The organism is Paenibacillus sp. RS8, from assembly GCF_041956825.1.
In the GTDB taxonomy this organism is placed as follows: Bacteria; Bacillota; Bacilli; order Paenibacillales; family Paenibacillaceae; genus Paenibacillus_AQ.
The window spans coordinates 3,077,895-3,094,957 of the sequence record NZ_CP168131.1 but is presented as its reverse complement, the minus strand read 5'-3'; the positions used below and the strand labels follow the sequence as shown (position 1 = coordinate 3,094,957).

At 41.5% G+C, this 17,063-nt stretch carries 11 protein-coding genes; all 11 read right to left on the bottom strand.

Going from position 1 to position 17,063, the window contains the following annotated elements; all coding sequences use genetic code 11:
- Window positions 1–226: 226 nt before the first annotated feature.
- Window positions 227–1,975, bottom strand: coding sequence for a beta-galactosidase (locus ACDZ28_RS15325; protein WP_375105107.1), 1,749 nt, complete (start codon window positions 1,973–1,975; stop codon window positions 227–229).
- A gap of 30 nt (window positions 1,976–2,005) precedes the next feature.
- Window positions 2,006–3,667: a DUF4091 domain-containing protein gene (locus tag ACDZ28_RS15320; protein ID WP_375105106.1), complete on the bottom strand. Its 1,662-nt coding sequence runs from the start codon at window positions 3,665–3,667 to the stop codon at window positions 2,006–2,008.
- On the bottom strand, window positions 3,664–4,947 hold the full coding sequence (locus ACDZ28_RS15315; protein WP_375105105.1) for a Gfo/Idh/MocA family protein: 1,284 nt from the start codon (window positions 4,945–4,947) through the stop codon (window positions 3,664–3,666). Before ACDZ28_RS15315 ends, ACDZ28_RS15320 begins: the two co-directional genes overlap by 4 nt.
- 52 nt (window positions 4,948–4,999) lie before the next feature.
- Complete coding sequence (locus ACDZ28_RS15310; protein WP_375105104.1) at window positions 5,000–5,893, bottom strand: carbohydrate ABC transporter permease; 894 nt, start codon at window positions 5,891–5,893, stop codon at window positions 5,000–5,002.
- A gap of 9 nt (window positions 5,894–5,902) precedes the next feature.
- Window positions 5,903–6,793, bottom strand: coding sequence for an ABC transporter permease subunit (locus ACDZ28_RS15305; RefSeq protein ID WP_341111043.1), 891 nt, complete (start codon window positions 6,791–6,793; stop codon window positions 5,903–5,905).
- 90 nt (window positions 6,794–6,883) lie between these two features.
- The gene (locus tag ACDZ28_RS15300) at window positions 6,884–8,617 is read right to left on the bottom strand and encodes an extracellular solute-binding protein (RefSeq protein ID WP_375105103.1); all 1,734 of its coding nucleotides are present in this window, start codon (window positions 8,615–8,617) and stop codon (window positions 6,884–6,886) included.
- 125 nt (window positions 8,618–8,742) lie between these two features.
- On the bottom strand, window positions 8,743–10,083 hold the full coding sequence (locus ACDZ28_RS15295) for a helix-turn-helix domain-containing protein (protein ID WP_375105102.1): 1,341 nt from the start codon (window positions 10,081–10,083) through the stop codon (window positions 8,743–8,745).
- Between the two features lie 2 nt (window positions 10,084–10,085).
- Window positions 10,086–11,825 (bottom strand): sensor histidine kinase, encoded by a 1,740-nt coding sequence (locus ACDZ28_RS15290; protein ID WP_375105101.1) that lies wholly within the window; start codon window positions 11,823–11,825, stop codon window positions 10,086–10,088.
- Window positions 11,826–11,955: 130 nt separating this feature from the next.
- Complete coding sequence (locus ACDZ28_RS15285; RefSeq protein ID WP_339289685.1) at window positions 11,956–12,798, bottom strand: MBL fold metallo-hydrolase; 843 nt, start codon at window positions 12,796–12,798, stop codon at window positions 11,956–11,958.
- A gap of 412 nt (window positions 12,799–13,210) precedes the next feature.
- Complete coding sequence (locus ACDZ28_RS15280) at window positions 13,211–16,549, bottom strand: collagen binding domain-containing protein (RefSeq protein ID WP_375105100.1); 3,339 nt, start codon at window positions 16,547–16,549, stop codon at window positions 13,211–13,213.
- Window positions 16,539–17,012, bottom strand: coding sequence for an Ig-like domain-containing protein (locus ACDZ28_RS15275; protein ID WP_375105099.1), 474 nt, complete (start codon window positions 17,010–17,012; stop codon window positions 16,539–16,541). The genes ACDZ28_RS15280 and ACDZ28_RS15275 overlap by 11 nt, the downstream gene beginning before the upstream one ends.
- Window positions 17,013–17,063: the final 51 nt, after the last annotated feature.

Here is a 17,063-nt window from a genome sequence, read left to right as displayed (position 1 = left end):
GACAGTATCGGGGAACGTTCCGCTGTGGAAGAACAATACAAAATTCTCAAAGATCTATTAATAAGTGAACTCAGTATCGGACTCCCAGCCAGTGTTGAAGAGTGGTACGAACAATGGGAGCTCCATAACCTCAGAGTTCAATAAACAAGAATATACTTTCTGAACATAACAAAGACACCCGATACTATCTGGGTGTCTTTGTTATTACGATATATTATATGCCCTATTATCCTAATTCCGGTTGATCTACGAAGGTAACAGCGGTATCTGAAGTGCTGTGCAATTCAAAGATGACAATCTCATTGTCGCCTTGTTTCAATAGAAGACCTGGCACATACATTGTTTTCTGTGGTCCGATATTCCAATAGCGTCCAAGGTTAAACCCATTAATGAACACGACGCCTTTAGTCCATCCTTCCATGCTCAAGAAAGTATCACAAGGTTCATCCACAACCAAGGTGCTGCGGAAGAAGCTAGGTTCCACTTGCCTGAATAAACCTTCAAACTGCAGACCAGATAAATCCGTTAATGGCAACGTATAAGTCGTCCATTCCGACAGAAACTGCCGTCCATAACGCACCCCTTCGGTAATCCCTTTACAATCTCTCATAAAAGGACCATAGTTGACGCGTCCTAAATTCTCCACAAGTATACTAACATGCAGCCCTTCGGCCGGCACCTCGAACTCTAATTTCACCTCTGGCTCTACACGATCTAAGGTTGCAGTGAGCTCTCCATTCAGAAAGACTAATGCGCGATCATGTAAATCCTGGATGAAGAACTCGTCTTTGGGACGAGGTCCTGTAAGGAACGTACTATAATGAATAAAGCCATAATCCTGACCCAATTTCTCCATCGGTTCAGGGTATGCAGAGTGAATGGGTACAGAAATGCGATTCAAGTTTGCGGTAAGTGAAGTTTGCTCCTTCATCTCTACTCTCCCATATGCTCTCTTAGCAACAGGAGCTGGAAGCTCAATGGGCCCCAGATCTACATATTTGGAGATCACTTCACGAACTGCATAATATTTAGCTGTCGGCTCACCGGATTCACTCAATAAGGAATCATAGTCATAACTAGTTATTGTTGGTTCATAGCTGTCAAACGTATGTCCATTCGCTCCGTTGTAGAACCCAAAGTTGGTTCCGCCGTGGAACATATAGAAATTGACGGATGCGCCTAAACTAAGTATCTCATCCAATACCTTCGCTACATCCTCAGCCGGACGCGTATGATGCTCCTCACACCAATGATCAAACCAACCGTTCCAGTATTCCATACACATGATTGGAGCCTCTGGTTGGTATTCACGGAGCTTGTTGAATGCTTCTACTGGACGTGATCCAAAGTTCACCGTCTCCAGAACACCTGGGACCATACCTCCCTGTAACATCGCGTCTTCAGGTCCATCGGAAGTGAATAGTAGTACATCTATCCCACGGGAAATCATGCTGTCTTTTAAATGAGTCAAATAGCGCTTGTCATTACCGTAACTTCCATACTCATTCTCAATCTGCATAGCAATGATCGGGCCGCCATTTGTACATAACAGTGGTTGTAATTTGGGGAGCAATACATCATAATACGCATCTACATGATCTAGAAATGGCTTATGGTAGCATCGAAGACGCATATCCGAATCAGCTAGCAACCAAGATGGCAGTCCACCAAATTCCCATTCTGCACAAATATAAGGTGCTGGACGAACGATGACATGCAGACCCAAATCTCCTGCCAATTCAATAAACCGGACTACATCTGCCATGCCTTCAAAATGAAGTTGGCCTTTCTTCGGCTCGTGTAAATTCCATGCCACATAGGTTTCAACCGTATTTAAGCCGCAAGCTTTTAATTTGATAAGACGGTCTTCCCAATGTTCCGGTAGAGTCCGAAAATAATGGATGGCTCCTGAGATAAGCCGTATCGCCTGATCGTTATAATAAAAGGAAGATCCTGAATAATGAAAAGTTGCCATATTCACAACACCTCGTAATGGTATGATCACTTAAGTAGAATAACTTGCTATCGCTTGATTGATCCGCTCTCTTGCCTCTAAGAGCCATGTTCCATGATCCCTTGGGTATACAGAGAAGGTCAACGATGTACTCAGACCCTCTTCCATAATGGCTATCGTTGCTTTCTTGCCAATTTTCTGTTCAAGTAATTCTAATGCGCGCAAATCCTGTAACCCTTCATATAGAACTTCTAATCGAATGGATTCAATCGGGCCTTCTTTTCCCGGATAGACCAAGTAGGCATCTCCTGAGGGAAATGCATGCTCAGCGTCAGTCGTACGATAAGGGTCCAGTTGCTGATTCAATGAATATTGCGAGTACCAAAAGTTATAACCCCAATGCAAGAAGCCCTGTAATCCGAATTTATACAATTGAAACCCGATTATACGATTTCTAGCAGACGGCATGTTGAAAAACCGGTTGGATACTTGTTCACCTTGAGCGCAGCAATAGTACGTCCAAAGGTCTGGAACCTGATGTTCTAAGAACGGTTCAATATGCGTATTCGCAGGAACCGGCCTTTTCACCAGGCCCTGTTCATACAACTCCAATTCGGACAAAGCGTCCATGATCGGGTAACTTGATAAATGTTTATAAATGATCTCACTTGCAGCTCGGTACGATTCCAAATGTTCCTCTCCTGGTTCATCTGAAATATGGAACCAGCTTTGCTGGTCTATTCCCTGCTCTTTCAAATATTGATCTAAGCAAGGTAATAATTGATCCAAGAAACTACGGTATTCCGCCGAGGATGCGTCCGTATCCCAGCCGAATAGTTGCTGATCTTCACCTTGAATGGTTACCATTATTTTTGGTGCACATTTTGCACCCCATTGAGTAAATAAATGAGAGAACTCAAAGTATTTGAAGCCAAGTCGGCGGCACATCGATACCCAACGAGTAAGCAGATCAAATCCGAATTCATAACGATCTCCCGCTTTAGTCACGGATATCAATTGAACGGTTGGACGTACTCCACCAATGGCTGTATCCAAAGGCGGTGTAAACAACGGAGTTAAGATCATGTTCATACCATGCTTAACCATCGTATCTGCATAACGTTCTATAAGGGCCCAATGCGCTTCACTAAATACTTCGACACCATACTTTGTAGCAAGACAATCCACATGGAACCATTCCGTATGAATTAGCTGTTGCGGCGGTAGTGTTGCAGGGATGACGGTTAACTCGAATACATCTGATTCACCTAACATCTGCCCTTCAGATGATTGGAAGAAGACCTGAATAGAGCGAAGCCCCGTACTCATTGTTTCATCCAAGGTTATCGTCACCCATAAAGATCGCCATTGTCCCGGGATCGATGAAATAGATTGTTGATCCAGCGTATACAATGGATCTGGATATAATCCCGGCGTAGTTCTTAGCACATCGTCATCATGATTTTTGAAACAAGGCATTTCTGAGGGAACAAGTCCAACGGATCTTATACATATTAAATCTGGAAGAGATGACTTTACCTCTACTTCAATATTCTTTAGAAGTGTGTCTGAGGTATAAGCGACTTGGAACGAAAATGTTTCTCCAACAAGTGCGGTTGCACTGTGATAGGATTCATGATTCGGCACTTCATCAGCAAATACCTTAACCAACGAACTTAATAACATCGTCTGAAATGGCTGCGGAGCATTCATCGTTGCTTCACCTCTTCATCATTACAGACACTTTGTGCAAATTCTTTCAGAACAATACTGTTACCCTCGATGCGAGATTGCTCTGCTGCAAAGGCCATAAGGTGACTTTGAACGGAATGATTGGCTGATGTAAGACCTTGAATCTTCCCTTCCGCTCGAACCAGCTTAACAAAATCTTTGATTAACCCCATATCGCCGCCGCCATGACCAACATGACCACCCGCATTCTCAAACGAGATTCTCTCTACCTTACCGCTGCCAAAATGGAGCACTTCAATTTCATTCTTCTCCATCGCACCGCGAATTTCTCCCGTGGTACCCATCAGCTTGAGGGTACGACTTACATCTTTGGTAAACGCACTCATTGTAAAAGCTATAGTTACGGAATTAGCGAATTCTAGATTTACCACTTGATGATCGACGACATCATTATCACAATGATAGACACATCGTCCATAAGGTCCTTCCTGAAGAGCATTCAGGCGGGCTTCATAGCTTGGATCATCACTAATTGCCGATGTAGGCCAATCCGTATTCTCCGTCAAATATTGATTAGGAGCATAATAGAGACATTTATCTGCTGCTGGGCATCCATCTGTGCAACGTAGCGGGGCTCCTTCCGGTGCTTCACTAGATTTAAAATGGGACAGTGAGCCAAAGGAAGACACTCGAACACATTCTGAATCTGTCAACCAGGAAAGAATGTCCAGATCATGACAAGACTTAGCGAGAATCATCGGACTGGACTCATCCTTTTTGCGCCAATTCCCTCTTACGAAGCTATGAGCTTGATGCCAGTAACCCACGTTCTCATTATGTTGAATGGACATCAATTGTCCGATCGCACCACTTTCCAGCAGTTCCTTAATCGTAGAGAAGAAATTGGTATATCTCAATACATGGCATATCGAGAAGACACGATTCACTTTAGAGGCCATTTCACCCATAAGTACACATTCCTTGGCATCAGGGGACATCGGTTTTTCTAATAGTACATGATACCCTGCCTCCAGTGCTTTCATTGTTGGCACATAGTGCTGATTGTCTTGGGTACAGATAAATACCGCATCTGCTACTTTCGGGGAGGCAAAAAAATCATCCCAATGGGTAAAGCACACGTCATCAGCCAGCTTATGTCTTTCCTTAAATTTATTTCTCCGCTTCGCATTCGGCTCTGCAACAGCTACAACTTGAAGCTCATTGGGGTGCTGAATCGCATATTCTGAATAATTAATTCCTCGCAGGCCCGCTCCAATTAAAGCAACAGTAACTTTCTTCATCGCAATCTGCTCCTTCATATGAGACTTTATGCTATGTCTGTACTCTATTTCTTTATTCTTTAACACTACCAACGGTCATTCCCTTTACGAAATACTTTTGTAAGAATGGATACACTACCATAATTGGCAATGCGCCCATGAATATTTGCGCCGTTCGGATCGTCTTCTCACTCAGGTTCTCCATCACCTTGAGCTGCTCAATGGACATCGATGACATCTGGGCATTGATAGACATAATCAAGGTAGAAAGATAGGTCTGTAGCGGATAATGCTCAGGTGAATTCAGGTAAAGGATACCGTCAAACCAAGCGTTCCAATGCCCAACTATGGTGAATAAGCCAATCGTTGCGATGGATGGAAGGGATATCGGTAAATAAATTTGCCAAAGTACTCTCCAATGTCCGGCACCATCAATCGTAGCCGCTTCATCCAATTCTCTTGGAATAGCTCTGAAGAAGTTAAGCATCAGAACCATATTCCATACATTCAATGCACCTGGTAAGATAAGCGCCCAAATGGAATCGATTAAGCCTGTATTTTTCACTACGATATACGTCGGAATTAAGCCGCCTCCAAAAAACATCGTAATCGCGAATATCCATACATATACGGTTCTAAACTTAAACTGATCATTCGATTTGGACAGTGGAAAAGCAGTAATAAATACTAGAAACAAGTTAACTACTGAACCGAGCACTACTCGTTTTACGGAGACTCCCAAGGAACGAAAAAACTCTACCTTTTCTCCTAAATATACATAAGCATCCCAGGAAAAGCCGACGGGCCAAAGCTTCACTTCTCCAGCCATCGCAGCTGTATTCGAGCTAAGTGAGATGGAGAGTAAGTGTACAAATGGGATAATGCCGAGTATGGTAATGAAAGTTAACAACAGCGTATTGAACACGATAAATAACTTTCTGCTGAATGATTGTTTATGTAGCACCATCTCCACCTCCTAGAATATGCGGTAATTGTTAAACTTGTAAGCTGCATAGTAAGTTGTTGATACCATAAATAAAGATATTATCGATTTAAAGAGACCCACTGCTGCCGCAGGTCCAAATTGTTGGCTGAACATCCCTAATCGATAGACAAATGTATCTATTATATCTGCGCCTGCATATACAGTCGGGTTATACATAATCAATATCTGCTCAAAACCTGCGTTAAGAATACCACCGAGACCTAATACACTAAGTAAAATAATAATCGGTGCTATACCTGGAAGTGTAATGTTAAGCATTTGCTTCCATTTCCCTGCACCATCTACCTCTGCCGCTTCATACAGCGTCGCATTAATTCCTGTGATGGCAGCAAGCAAGATGATCATATTGTAGCCCATGCCTTTCCAGACATCCGAGCCAATGATAATCCCCCTGAACCAACCATTATCAAGCATGAACATGATAGGTTCTAAGCCCATAGAGGAAATTAAGCCATTAATAGGTCCATTCAGAGAGAATAATTCAATAATGACACCCCCAAGGACGGTCCATGAAAGGAAGAACGGGAGGAAAATGGCGGATTGAATAAAACCTGCGAACCATTTCTTAGTAAGCTCATTTAATAATAAAGCTAGAATGAGCGGGACAAGCAGAGACAATACCATTTTGATGATGGCTATAACTAGCGTATTCCAAAGTACTTGCTTAAAATCCGGTAAATTAAATACATAACGGAAGTTATCTAATCCCACAAAATCGGATTTAAAAAAACCGGATAACGGCTCAAACTGTTGAAACGCCATAACCAGGCCGGCCATCGGTCCGTAGGCATAAATCAGTGTAACAATCACACCCGGTATTAACATGATATGAAGCGGAAATTCTTTCTTGAGTGATTTCATAGATGCCCTCCTCACCAACTTACTCATTTTAAAAACGGGAGGTGAGTCGTCTCACCCGACTCACCTCACCCGCTTTCTTGTTCCTATGATTTATTTCGTAGCTTCCGTGCTATACCATTCATTGACCTCATCGATAATTTCATTACCGCCAAGTGCCTTCCAGCTATCCACGAATTTATCGAAATCATCAAGAGAACCGCCCATGATAATCTTGGTAAAGGACTCTTGCATCAACTTATCCAGCTGACCACCCTTTTCCACTACTGTTGGTGTAGGAAGACCGTAAAACTCGTTGTATACAAATTGTTGATTTTCTTTAATTTGTCGTGTTAAGCCCCAACCACCGTCTTTTGCAGCCCGGCTATAATATTGACCCCAGTTTACACCTTTGGTAGCGTTAGATGTGTCGCCTGCTAGGAAGTCCTTAGTCGCTTTGAAAGTATCTGCAACGGTCTTATAATTTGCATCGTCTATTGTAATTTCAGTCTGATTAGCATCGAGCGCTTTGTTTACTTCCCTGTAAATCGTATCAATATCAACAGGGTTAGCAATCCGTGGGTTAAACCAGTTGTATACATAGCCATCTGCCGCTTTGTTCTTATCCTTGTATTTCTTATTACCAACTTCAATGTAGAAATTGAGCATCTTAATCGCTGCTTCTGGGTTCTTCATCTTTTTGTTCACAACGAAAATTTTATTGCTGCGGATTTTTGGAACAAGTGATTTAGCTGGACCATCAATCCCTGGAAGTTGAATTGCAATCCAATCCGCCTTTGGATCTTTGTCTACGTTGGAGTTAAGTGGCCAGTTCGGATACCACCACTCTCCGTAGGAAATACCCACTTTACCTGCAGTCAGATCTTCTACAGCCTTATTCTCATCCTTTAGTGCAAACTCTTTATCAATAATTCCATCTTTATACCATGCTTGTAGCTTACCAAGTGCAGTCTTCACTTCAGGCTGAATCAATCCCGGTAACAATTTGTCATCGCCGCCTTTAATCCAAGCCGATTGTTTATCACCAACGGAAGGATAAGCACCGAATCCATTAAAGAAACCTCTGACATCAAATCCCCAAAAGAAGAGATTCTTTTGCATGGCGATTCCATAGGTGTCATTCTTACCATTCTGATCTGGATCATTATGTGTGAATGCTTGTGCAACTTTCTCAAGCTCATCGATCGTCTTCGGTGCCTGTAAACCTAGATTATTAAGCCAATCTTGACGAACCCATAGCAACTGCGTGGATAAGAAGGGATCTTCAAATGCAGGAATACCTAATTGCTTACCATCCGCACTGAATGTTTTCATCGCGAATCCACCATCTGAGTCCATATAAGCCTTAAGAGCTGGTGACGCATATTGTGCATAAGCATCTGTCAGATCAGCAAGCATATCTTGCTTTTTAAGTTTCTCATAGTTCTTCTGATCAACTTCTATCACATCGGGTAGATCCCCCGATGCCATGGCAAGCGAGAACTTCTGCTCAAACTGGGCAGAGGGAACGGTCCATTTGTATTTCACTTCAATATTCATCATCTCTTTGAGATCTTTCAGGTAGGCATTTTGTTCCGGTGTTATTCCGCTTGGGGTTCTTGGATCTTCTGGTGGATTATATCCTAGTATTTCTGTAACAGTGACCGTTTCCGGATATTTCCCTAGTGGATCAGGTGCTGTGGCGCTGTCTGTCGCACTATTCGCAGTGTCTTCCTTAGGCGTAGTAGGTTCATTCGTATTTCCATTTCCTTGACTTCCACACGCTGACAATAATGAAAGAATCATCGTTACTGACAAAATCATTTTCCATGGTCCCATTTTTTTCATCTGAACGCTTCCCCCCTTTGTTTGCTGCAATTCTTGTTGTGAATCAGTGTTCCTAGTTATTATTTTAGTCACACGGGAAACCGCTTTCAATTTCACTTTTTTTACATCACTTTCACTTTATTTACTTATTTTGAATTTCGATATTCCTGTGGAGATAAACCCATTTTCCGTTTGAAGAATGTTGTAAAGTAGGATGGTGATTCAAAACCGACCCGGATGGCGATTTCATTTAATTTCAGAGTTGTATTCTTCATCAGCTGCAGAGCAACATGCAGCTTCGTCGACTGGATATACTCTAATAAATTTTGACCTGTCGTCTGTTTATAATAACGAGATAAATAGGACGGATTAAGATGCACCTCTGCAGCAATTGAGGTAAGCGATAAATCTCCAGATAGGTTCTCCTGCACAAATTGGTGAATTTGTTCGATGATTAGCGTCTTGAAATCTTCCTGCTCAATTCCTCCAGCTTTGTGCATCGTATCCTCAAGTTGACTTAGTTTCTCAAGGTCAAGGATAAGCATGTGCTGACCTAATAAAGCTCTCTTAAGAATCATAGAGCGCACTGCTTCAACTTGAAGATGGATCGAATCCCAATGGTTAAGTAAATCCCCCGATATTCCGAATGAAACGCAGACACTTAGCAGCTCATCACACTCATTCTGTACAGGTTCTAATATCCCTCTCATATAAGCAACGATTCCAGGCCAATTCACCCCTTGATCTGGATAGTTACTACGAAAGCGATTCAGCAACCCTTCATCCGGTTGAAGCAGCCATATGAATACACGATCATCATAAATCACTTCTTCACATGCAATAGATGCAGGCAGGTGATCATGGAAAATACGCTGAACAGACGGAGGCATTTTAAATTTAGGATCATCTAGTCGATCCAAGATACCCACAAGAAAGAACGAAGGACGATCTAATGCAATGCCGAACTCTACATCCTTGTAACGTGCATTATTGAGTATAGAAGTGATAGACTCCCCGCTCAGCACCCGCTCCATCAGCTCTCTCTTTAGGAAGGAACTAGCGATTTGATAGTGCATTTGTGCCTTCTCCAATTGAAGTCTACGACGGTTCTCCTCGTCTAGCTTGTCGACTGCTGCCTTCACAGCTTGGAAAATAGGTTCAATTCCTTCCGTTTTCAGAATGTAATTGTCCACATTCTTACGGATCGCTTCGTATACATAATCAAATTCACTGTATCCTGTAAGGAAAATCACTCGGCATAATGGCCAATAATAGACGATTTCGTCCACGAGCTGGAGACCATTCTTCTGAGGCATACGAATATCGCTAACCAAAATATCCAATTTCGTTTTCTTAGCAATTTCAAGAGCTTCGCTTGAGGAGTACGCTTTTCGTATATCCAGTTCAAATTCTGAGTTATCCTGAAACAGTTGGACTAATCCATTCACAATCACAGGCTCGTCTTCTACGATTAGTAATCTATACATAATCACACTTCCTTACTCTCATATTTAACTATCAGTTCTACCTTCAATCCTCCGTATTTGCTGCGTGAGACAAACAAGCCACTATCTGGTCCGTACTTCAATTGGAGTCTATTATTAACGTTGATTAATCCCGTCTTCTCAACTTGTTTCAGACCCATCGCAAGTTTCTTCTGCAAGTACTCTATTTCCTCATCTTTTAAAAGATTGCCGTTATCTTCAACCGTGATAATTACTACTCCCTCTTCGCATTCGGCACCAATATAAACAACTCCGTGTCGAGAGTCGTCTTCGAAAGCATGCTCGAACACATTCTCAACAATCGGCTGAATAATCAGCCTCGGTACTAAAATCGCATTCGCCAAAACGGGTATTTCTTCATATTCGAAAGAAATACGATTCGAGAAGCGAATACACTGAATTTCACAATAATCAAGCGCATGCTGATACTCCTTAAAGAAAGGCACCTCGTCCGATCCACTTCTCGTGATGTATTGATAATAGCTCCCTAGCTTTTGTGAGAGCTCAGCCGCACTATCGGAATCTCCTACTTTACACATCATGTAAATATTAAAGAAGCTGTTATAGAGAAAATGCGGGTTAATCTGTGACTGCAATTGCTTCAACTGCGAATGCTGCAGGGCAATCTTCTGCTCATAATTCTCCTCAATAGAACGCTTAAGTCTAGAAGCCATGCGATTAAAACTATTAAAAATATAGTAAAACTCATCTTTGGTCTTTGACTCGATGACTAAATCAAGATTATCCGTTTCTACCATACGGAATGTCTTAACCAATTTGGATAAGGGCCTATGAATCATTAGATTTACCGAATAAGAATAAAGTATCATTACCACAATAGCGATGACGAAAGAGGCATATAGTAGTGTGTTAAATTGGCTTAAGGGCCTTGTGATTTCATTCTGATTCACGTACATAATCAAGGATAGATTCAAAGAACTGATAAAGTTATGGGCAATAAAGTAACTTTTACCGCTCACCTTGTTTATTTCTGGGATATCGGAATTAAACTGATCCTGTTTGGTGATGAGCTTAAGGACCTCAGTAGATACTAACTGATCGTCTGTAGTAGATAGAATATTGCCCAGCTCATTACTTCCCAGAAATACCTCCGATTCTTGATATAAGGTTGCGATTTGATTCAGTGCCTCCAATAGCTTTCCTTTTGAGATTTCAATATAAGACCAAAGCTCCGCATTATCTCCTGTTTCTATAAGGAAAATCGCATCACCGCTCCGATAGAATGAAGGCTTCTGCTTAACGTTAAGTAACGAGGAAATTTTTTCGTACTCCATATTAGGAATAGGCGTGATCCCCGTCTTACCAGAAATCGTTTTGCCCAGAGACTTAACATATACCCCGGCGTTAACCACGTATTCGCTTGAGGCAATGATCCGATTCAATAGATCTTCAGCATTACCGATTAATTCTACCTCTTCATACTTTTCTAAACTTTCGCCTCGAAAACTAAGCTTCTGTATGTTTTTATCTTCTTGAAATTGTAATTGTTGATTGCGGATGAAATATATCTCTTTATCCAGTTGCTTGGAATAGAATGACGCCCCAGCCAGGGATGAGTCCAAAATCGTATTTTTGGTGAATGACATCCCCTTATAATTCACCCAAATATTCATCGATATGAGCGGAATCAAAAAGACGATAAAAACGATGACAACTTTCTGATAGACGAACCATTTTACTTTTCCCGTAGCCAGCAGCTTCATTCTCTACCTCCGTATCTACTCATTTTGAGCCCTTAAAGCTATAAAAAAGACCCGTAAAGTAGTCCTTTCCTCAAGGGAGGATTTTACGGGTAATGACTATTCTTTTAATTATAGATAGACTATCATCATGTCATGCTAAGAAGACTTTCATCCCATCATAGGAAATGATGAAATTCTCCTCTGCTGTATTCTTAACTAAAGTATCGTGCAACTCTGCGCTGTAATGAGAGAAATGAGTGAGAATAAATGATGTACTAGTATCACAGCTTTTTTGTTCAAGCAAACGTTCTCTTACAATCCGACATCCGGAGATCCCCATATGATAATCATATCTATCCTCTAGCCCATAATTACAATCTAGACTAACAACGTCCAGGTGTTTATCACGGAGATAATTGAAGGTTGCATCACTGAATACACCACTATCATTGCCGTATAAGAATCTTGTGTTATTCTGCTCAAGTAAATAGATAAAGCTATGTTCATCCGGCTTGTGATGGGCTGGCAATGCTGTTACTGTCACTTCTCCTAAAGTGAAGGGCATGAAAGGCTGTATGATATGAAACTCGTAAAAAGGATCTTCAATCTTATCGGTTCCATAATCATAGCGCAGAGCTGACTTCATCGTTTCTTCTACCGTTTCATTTCCGTAAATATGTAGTTTTTTTCCACTCTCCTGCAGCTGACAATACCAATGCTCATGCCTCATCATGAGCTCTGCTGCTGCAAAATGATCAGTATGCGAATGCGTAACAATCAAATGATTAACTTTCCCCAAATCCAATTTGTAACGAAGCTTATTCATATACATGTCAGGTGAGAAATCCAGCAGCAAATCAGAGTTAATAAGCGCTCCTGTACGAGCGCGAATATTCTTGCCACCAAGCTCCATCGCCATAGAGCAACGTTCACATTGACAAAATAAAGCTGGATAACCCTCACTTGCTCCAGTTCCTAAATACATAAATTCCATGGTATCATCTCCCAGCGCATTTTATGATAGCGCTTACTATTTAGTGAAAAAAGATATAAGCTAAATAGTGCCGCTGGCGCTACATTACGAATAATGAGCGAAAATCCCATTTTCGTCAAGGTTCACTTTGTTGGGAGTTAGGTAGCTCATCCGACTGGCACAGCCTCAAATTCAGTTCGTGTACTTTGGTCCTTGTGTTTGAGCAGGCTGTACGTTAGAGCGTGGAGATGCGAGGCTAAAGCCAGGCCCGGAAGCTCCCTCGAAGTGAAGAAGGTTATGAAGCGAGCAGCCATAGACCAAAAATAAAGAGTAAGGCTCCTCCAATAAGAGGAGGAGCCTTACTCCGTTGACATTTATACTATGGGAGTTGAGTGCCGCCTGTCTTCGCTCGCACCCTTGTCATTACGATGTATTAATTACTTCGTTTAAATCTTCGAGCTAACACAAATCCCACAAGAACTAGACTTCCACCTACTAAGTAAATAGGTAGCGCACTGTCTTCTCCCGTTTTCGGGAGCTGAGTTGGTTTATTGCTGTTATCCCCTGGTTCTTTCACTGTACCTGTCGGTACTTCCTCAACATCAATCTCAATCTCGATCTCTTCTTCATTTCCATTCTCATCTGTCACAATGATCGTGAACTTGTCTTTTCCAACGTAACCTGGATCTGGTGTATAAATCCACTTGCCGTCTTTAGTAATTGTTACCTTACCATGATCGGGCTTATCACCGATACTTGGCACGCCCCCAAGTGGGATTTCGCCTTCAAGCGGAATGTCCTCATCAGTTGTCAGATTCTGCACAGGTGGTGTTACCTGCGGAACAATAGGCGTACTAGTTGCCACCGGTGTGACTGTTGGCGCTGCTGTTGGTGTCACAGTTGGCATTGCCACCACAGGTGTTGCTGATGGAGTAGCAGTAACGATTGCTCCCGGTATTGACGTCGGGGTCGACACAGGGAAAATTGGATTGTCTGGCGTCGACGTCGGTGTTACTGTCGACACAGGTGTTTCCGTCGGCGTCGGCGTTGGTGTTACTGTTGGTGTTGATGTTGGTGTTACTGGTGATGTCGGTGTTGTTGTCGACGTCGGTGTTGTTGTCGACGTCGGCGTTGTTGTCGGCGTCGGTGTTGTTGTCGACGTCGGTGTTGTTGTCGGCGTCGGTGTTGTTGTCGGCGTCGGTGATGTTGTCGACGTCGGTGTTGTTGTCGGCATCGGTGTTACCGTCGGCGTCGGGATTTTATTGGTTATTGTTAACTTATAACCTGCCGTTGTATTAATATCCACTTCATGTGGTGTTGGATCAAGAATATATCCAACTGGTGCTTCTGTTTCAACTAATACATATTTACCACCTGGCAGCTTGGTAAATTCAAGTATACCATCTACACCCGTAGCACCCTTTTTAATCCAAATTTTGTCCTTATCAATGACACGATAGAGATCAAAGACAGCGCCACTTAGCAACTTAGCATTATCCTTATCATCTACCTTTGTAATCGTTAATGGACCTCTTACACCGCTTCCTGTACCGGAACCGCTAGAGAGCTTAACTGTAATATCCTCAGTAGATTCATGTGGAATGACCTTGATGTTCTTACCATCAAATTTAACCTTGTTTGTAACTTTATCATTATGATTTGCGGTGATCAGAGAGTCATATTTTAGAATGTAAGCCTCTGAAATATCTTTTAGGAAACTAAGCTTAAAGCTTTCCTTTCCATCGATATCCGTAGTAATCTCCAGCTTGTAGTCCGTATCTCTAATCAATTCTTGAGAAGTTTCTTTTACAGTTCCATCACTTAAGACTGTCGTTTTAAAGACATGGAATGTATTAGACAAGAGCATTTGATTATCACTCGGAATATCCGTAATTACAGCCTCTGTTACAAAAGATTGGTTACGGTTGATATTAATTACCCAATTAATCTTATTACCATTCTGTGATCCAGTTTTATTAACGTATTCCCCACCTTGAGGGACATTAACCGAAGCTTCCAGCTTTGCAGACTCTTTTGTATTACCGTCATATAGAATAGCTGTATTGGTAATTTTACTTAAATCAATCGCTTGATCAACAAACGTAGTTTTGAAAGTGACATAGAACGCGTAAGTAATGGCTTTGTTAAATGTTACCTTCAGTTCACTGCCAATCACCTTTGCTTCATAATCATTGGAATCCACATTTGCTCCCGGAGTTGGATCTCCATTCTTTCCATACCCCCATTTGTAAACTTTTACAGAATCCTTAACAACAACTTGGCCAGCCGGAATGGAATCAATCAGTTCGGGATTCTTTAACGTTTTCTGATTATAATTGGCGCCAACGTTCCAAGTAATTTCCTTCGTTTGAGCATTGTAAGAACCACTCTTTTTACCGTTGTTCTTTACCTCGGCTCTAGGATCAAAGGTAGCGGTAACTTCTTTTTTCTTCGGCTTACCATTCTCATCCCATTTAAGTGCGGCTGTATTGGAGAACTTATCCGTATTAGGAGCTAACCAATCGTAATTAAAGCTTGTTGTATAAGTAATTGTGTAAGGTTCTGATATCGGATCATTAAAAGTAATTACAAACCCATCAGTAATTGCAACTGGATTACTCTCATTGTAAACAACGCTATGAACGGTCGCAGTTCCACCTTTTGTCGGCTTAACCTTTAATGTATTTGGAACAAGCTTTAGTCCGGGATTACCGAAAGTATCCGTAACCACCAGATTATCCATAGTCACACTATCGTCGTTAATTTGGATGGTCCAATCAACTGTTTTATTGGCATAGTTAACATTACTATAATTTTTATGAAGAATATGCTGCTTGATATAATTTGAAGCGGGTTCAGTCTTTCCGTCATAAGTAACCTTGTTTGTAATCGTAGTATCATCATGAACTCTGTCATTTGCCTTTGTTTGATATTCAATTCTGTAGGCCGAATGAATATCATTGTTAAATTTCAGGTCAAAACCTTTTAAACCTGTCGCAGTTGTTGGGGTTATCGTATATTCGCTTGAATCAAGCGCTACTGCCGCCTTAACTCCTTGTCCATTTCCGTCGATAGTAACAGGATAGACCTTAACAGAACTAAGGATTAGATCTTGTGTATTGTTGAACAAATCATTCAATACAGCTTTTGCAGCTGTAATTGGTTTTTCATTGTAATTGAAATTTACAGCCCAGGAAATTATCTGAGTCGCTTCATCGTATCCTGTAGATACTTTAGACAACGGTTTACCGCGCCCTACTGGAACTGTAGCATCGTCTTTCTTAGATATTCCGTCACCTGTTAAGATAGCCTCATTCTTAAATGTTGTTGCATCTACACCAGCACCGATAATATCTGTTGAAAATCCGATCCGGTACGCCTTAGTAATCGGCTTGTCATTAAATTTCAGATTAAGCTCTCCAGAAGTGGAAGCTGTCACATCATACTTACTGTTATTCACCAAACTACCAAGACTTGCAGTCCCATCGACATTCACATCAAGCTCATACACAGCTATAGATACTGTATTTAGTGACAATTCTGCAGGAAGCTTGTCCGTAACCACCGCATTGTTAATACTATCTAGTGACTTATTCACATCAACAGTCCACGCGATGCTAGTTGGATTATAATACTGCGGCTTAGGCACACCATTTTTTTCTATCGAAGAACTGTCTTTGGGCTTAAGATTAAGTTCAATGATCTGAGTACCACCCTGTATCGGGAATGTTAGCGTCTGATTTGTGGAGCCTGTAATTTTCTTAGAACTCAAAAGCGATCTTACTGTAAAGGTCCCCCCCTACTTGATAGTGGGATTCGATATAATCGTTAAATGTAAATACAACTTTGTTCGTATTTTTGTCGACTGTATAAGTTCCAATAATTTCATCATCAAACATCAAGTTATCATTTAGGTCGTTATAAAGTTCAAACTGTGTAGGAAGATCAAAGGTAAAGGTTGATCCATCCTCATATTGATGTCCATCAGGAAGTGCCCATGTATAATTCAACTCCGTGTTGGAGTCAAGCTCATATACACTCCCAGTCACCGTACTAGTGTATTTGTCATCGGTGTATACAGCCAGCGTTACACTAGTAATGAGATTATCTCCAATCACAGTGCCGTTTCCACTCGCATATGCTGGCGTATTAAACCCGAAGCCAAAGCTATAAGCCCATTGCGTCACAAGTAATAATACTATGAGCCATGCGCTTATTTTCTTTTTTGATAACATTATTAAAAGCCTCCTTTTCAATTCGTTCATTGTGCTTTTCCAAAGCTCTAT

Excerpts from the sequence above, each read along its gene's own strand:
- ACDZ28_RS15320 (WP_375105106.1), bottom strand. The coding sequence starts at position 3,667 with ATGAATGCTCCGCAGCCATTTCAGACGATGTTATTAAGTTCGTTGGTT.
- ACDZ28_RS15290 (WP_375105101.1), bottom strand. The coding sequence starts at position 11,825 with ATGAAGCTGCTGGCTACGGGAAAAGTAAAATGGTTCGTCTATCAGAAA.
- ACDZ28_RS15310 (WP_375105104.1), bottom strand. The coding sequence starts at position 5,893 with ATGGTGCTACATAAACAATCATTCAGCAGAAAGTTATTTATCGTGTTC.
- ACDZ28_RS15325 (WP_375105107.1), bottom strand. The coding sequence starts at position 1,975 with ATGGCAACTTTTCATTATTCAGGATCTTCCTTTTATTATAACGATCAG.
- ACDZ28_RS15300 (WP_375105103.1), bottom strand. The coding sequence starts at position 8,617 with ATGAAAAAAATGGGACCATGGAAAATGATTTTGTCAGTAACGATGATT.
- ACDZ28_RS15295 (WP_375105102.1), bottom strand. The coding sequence starts at position 10,083 with ATGTATAGATTACTAATCGTAGAAGACGAGCCTGTGATTGTGAATGGA.
- ACDZ28_RS15315 (WP_375105105.1), bottom strand. The coding sequence starts at position 4,947 with ATGAAGAAAGTTACTGTTGCTTTAATTGGAGCGGGCCTGCGAGGAATT.
- ACDZ28_RS15285 (WP_339289685.1), bottom strand. The coding sequence starts at position 12,798 with ATGGAATTTATGTATTTAGGAACTGGAGCAAGTGAGGGTTATCCAGCT.
- ACDZ28_RS15305 (WP_341111043.1), bottom strand. The coding sequence starts at position 6,793 with ATGAAATCACTCAAGAAAGAATTTCCGCTTCATATCATGTTAATACCG.
- ACDZ28_RS15275 (WP_375105099.1), bottom strand. The coding sequence starts at position 17,012 with ATGTTATCAAAAAAGAAAATAAGCGCATGGCTCATAGTATTATTACTT.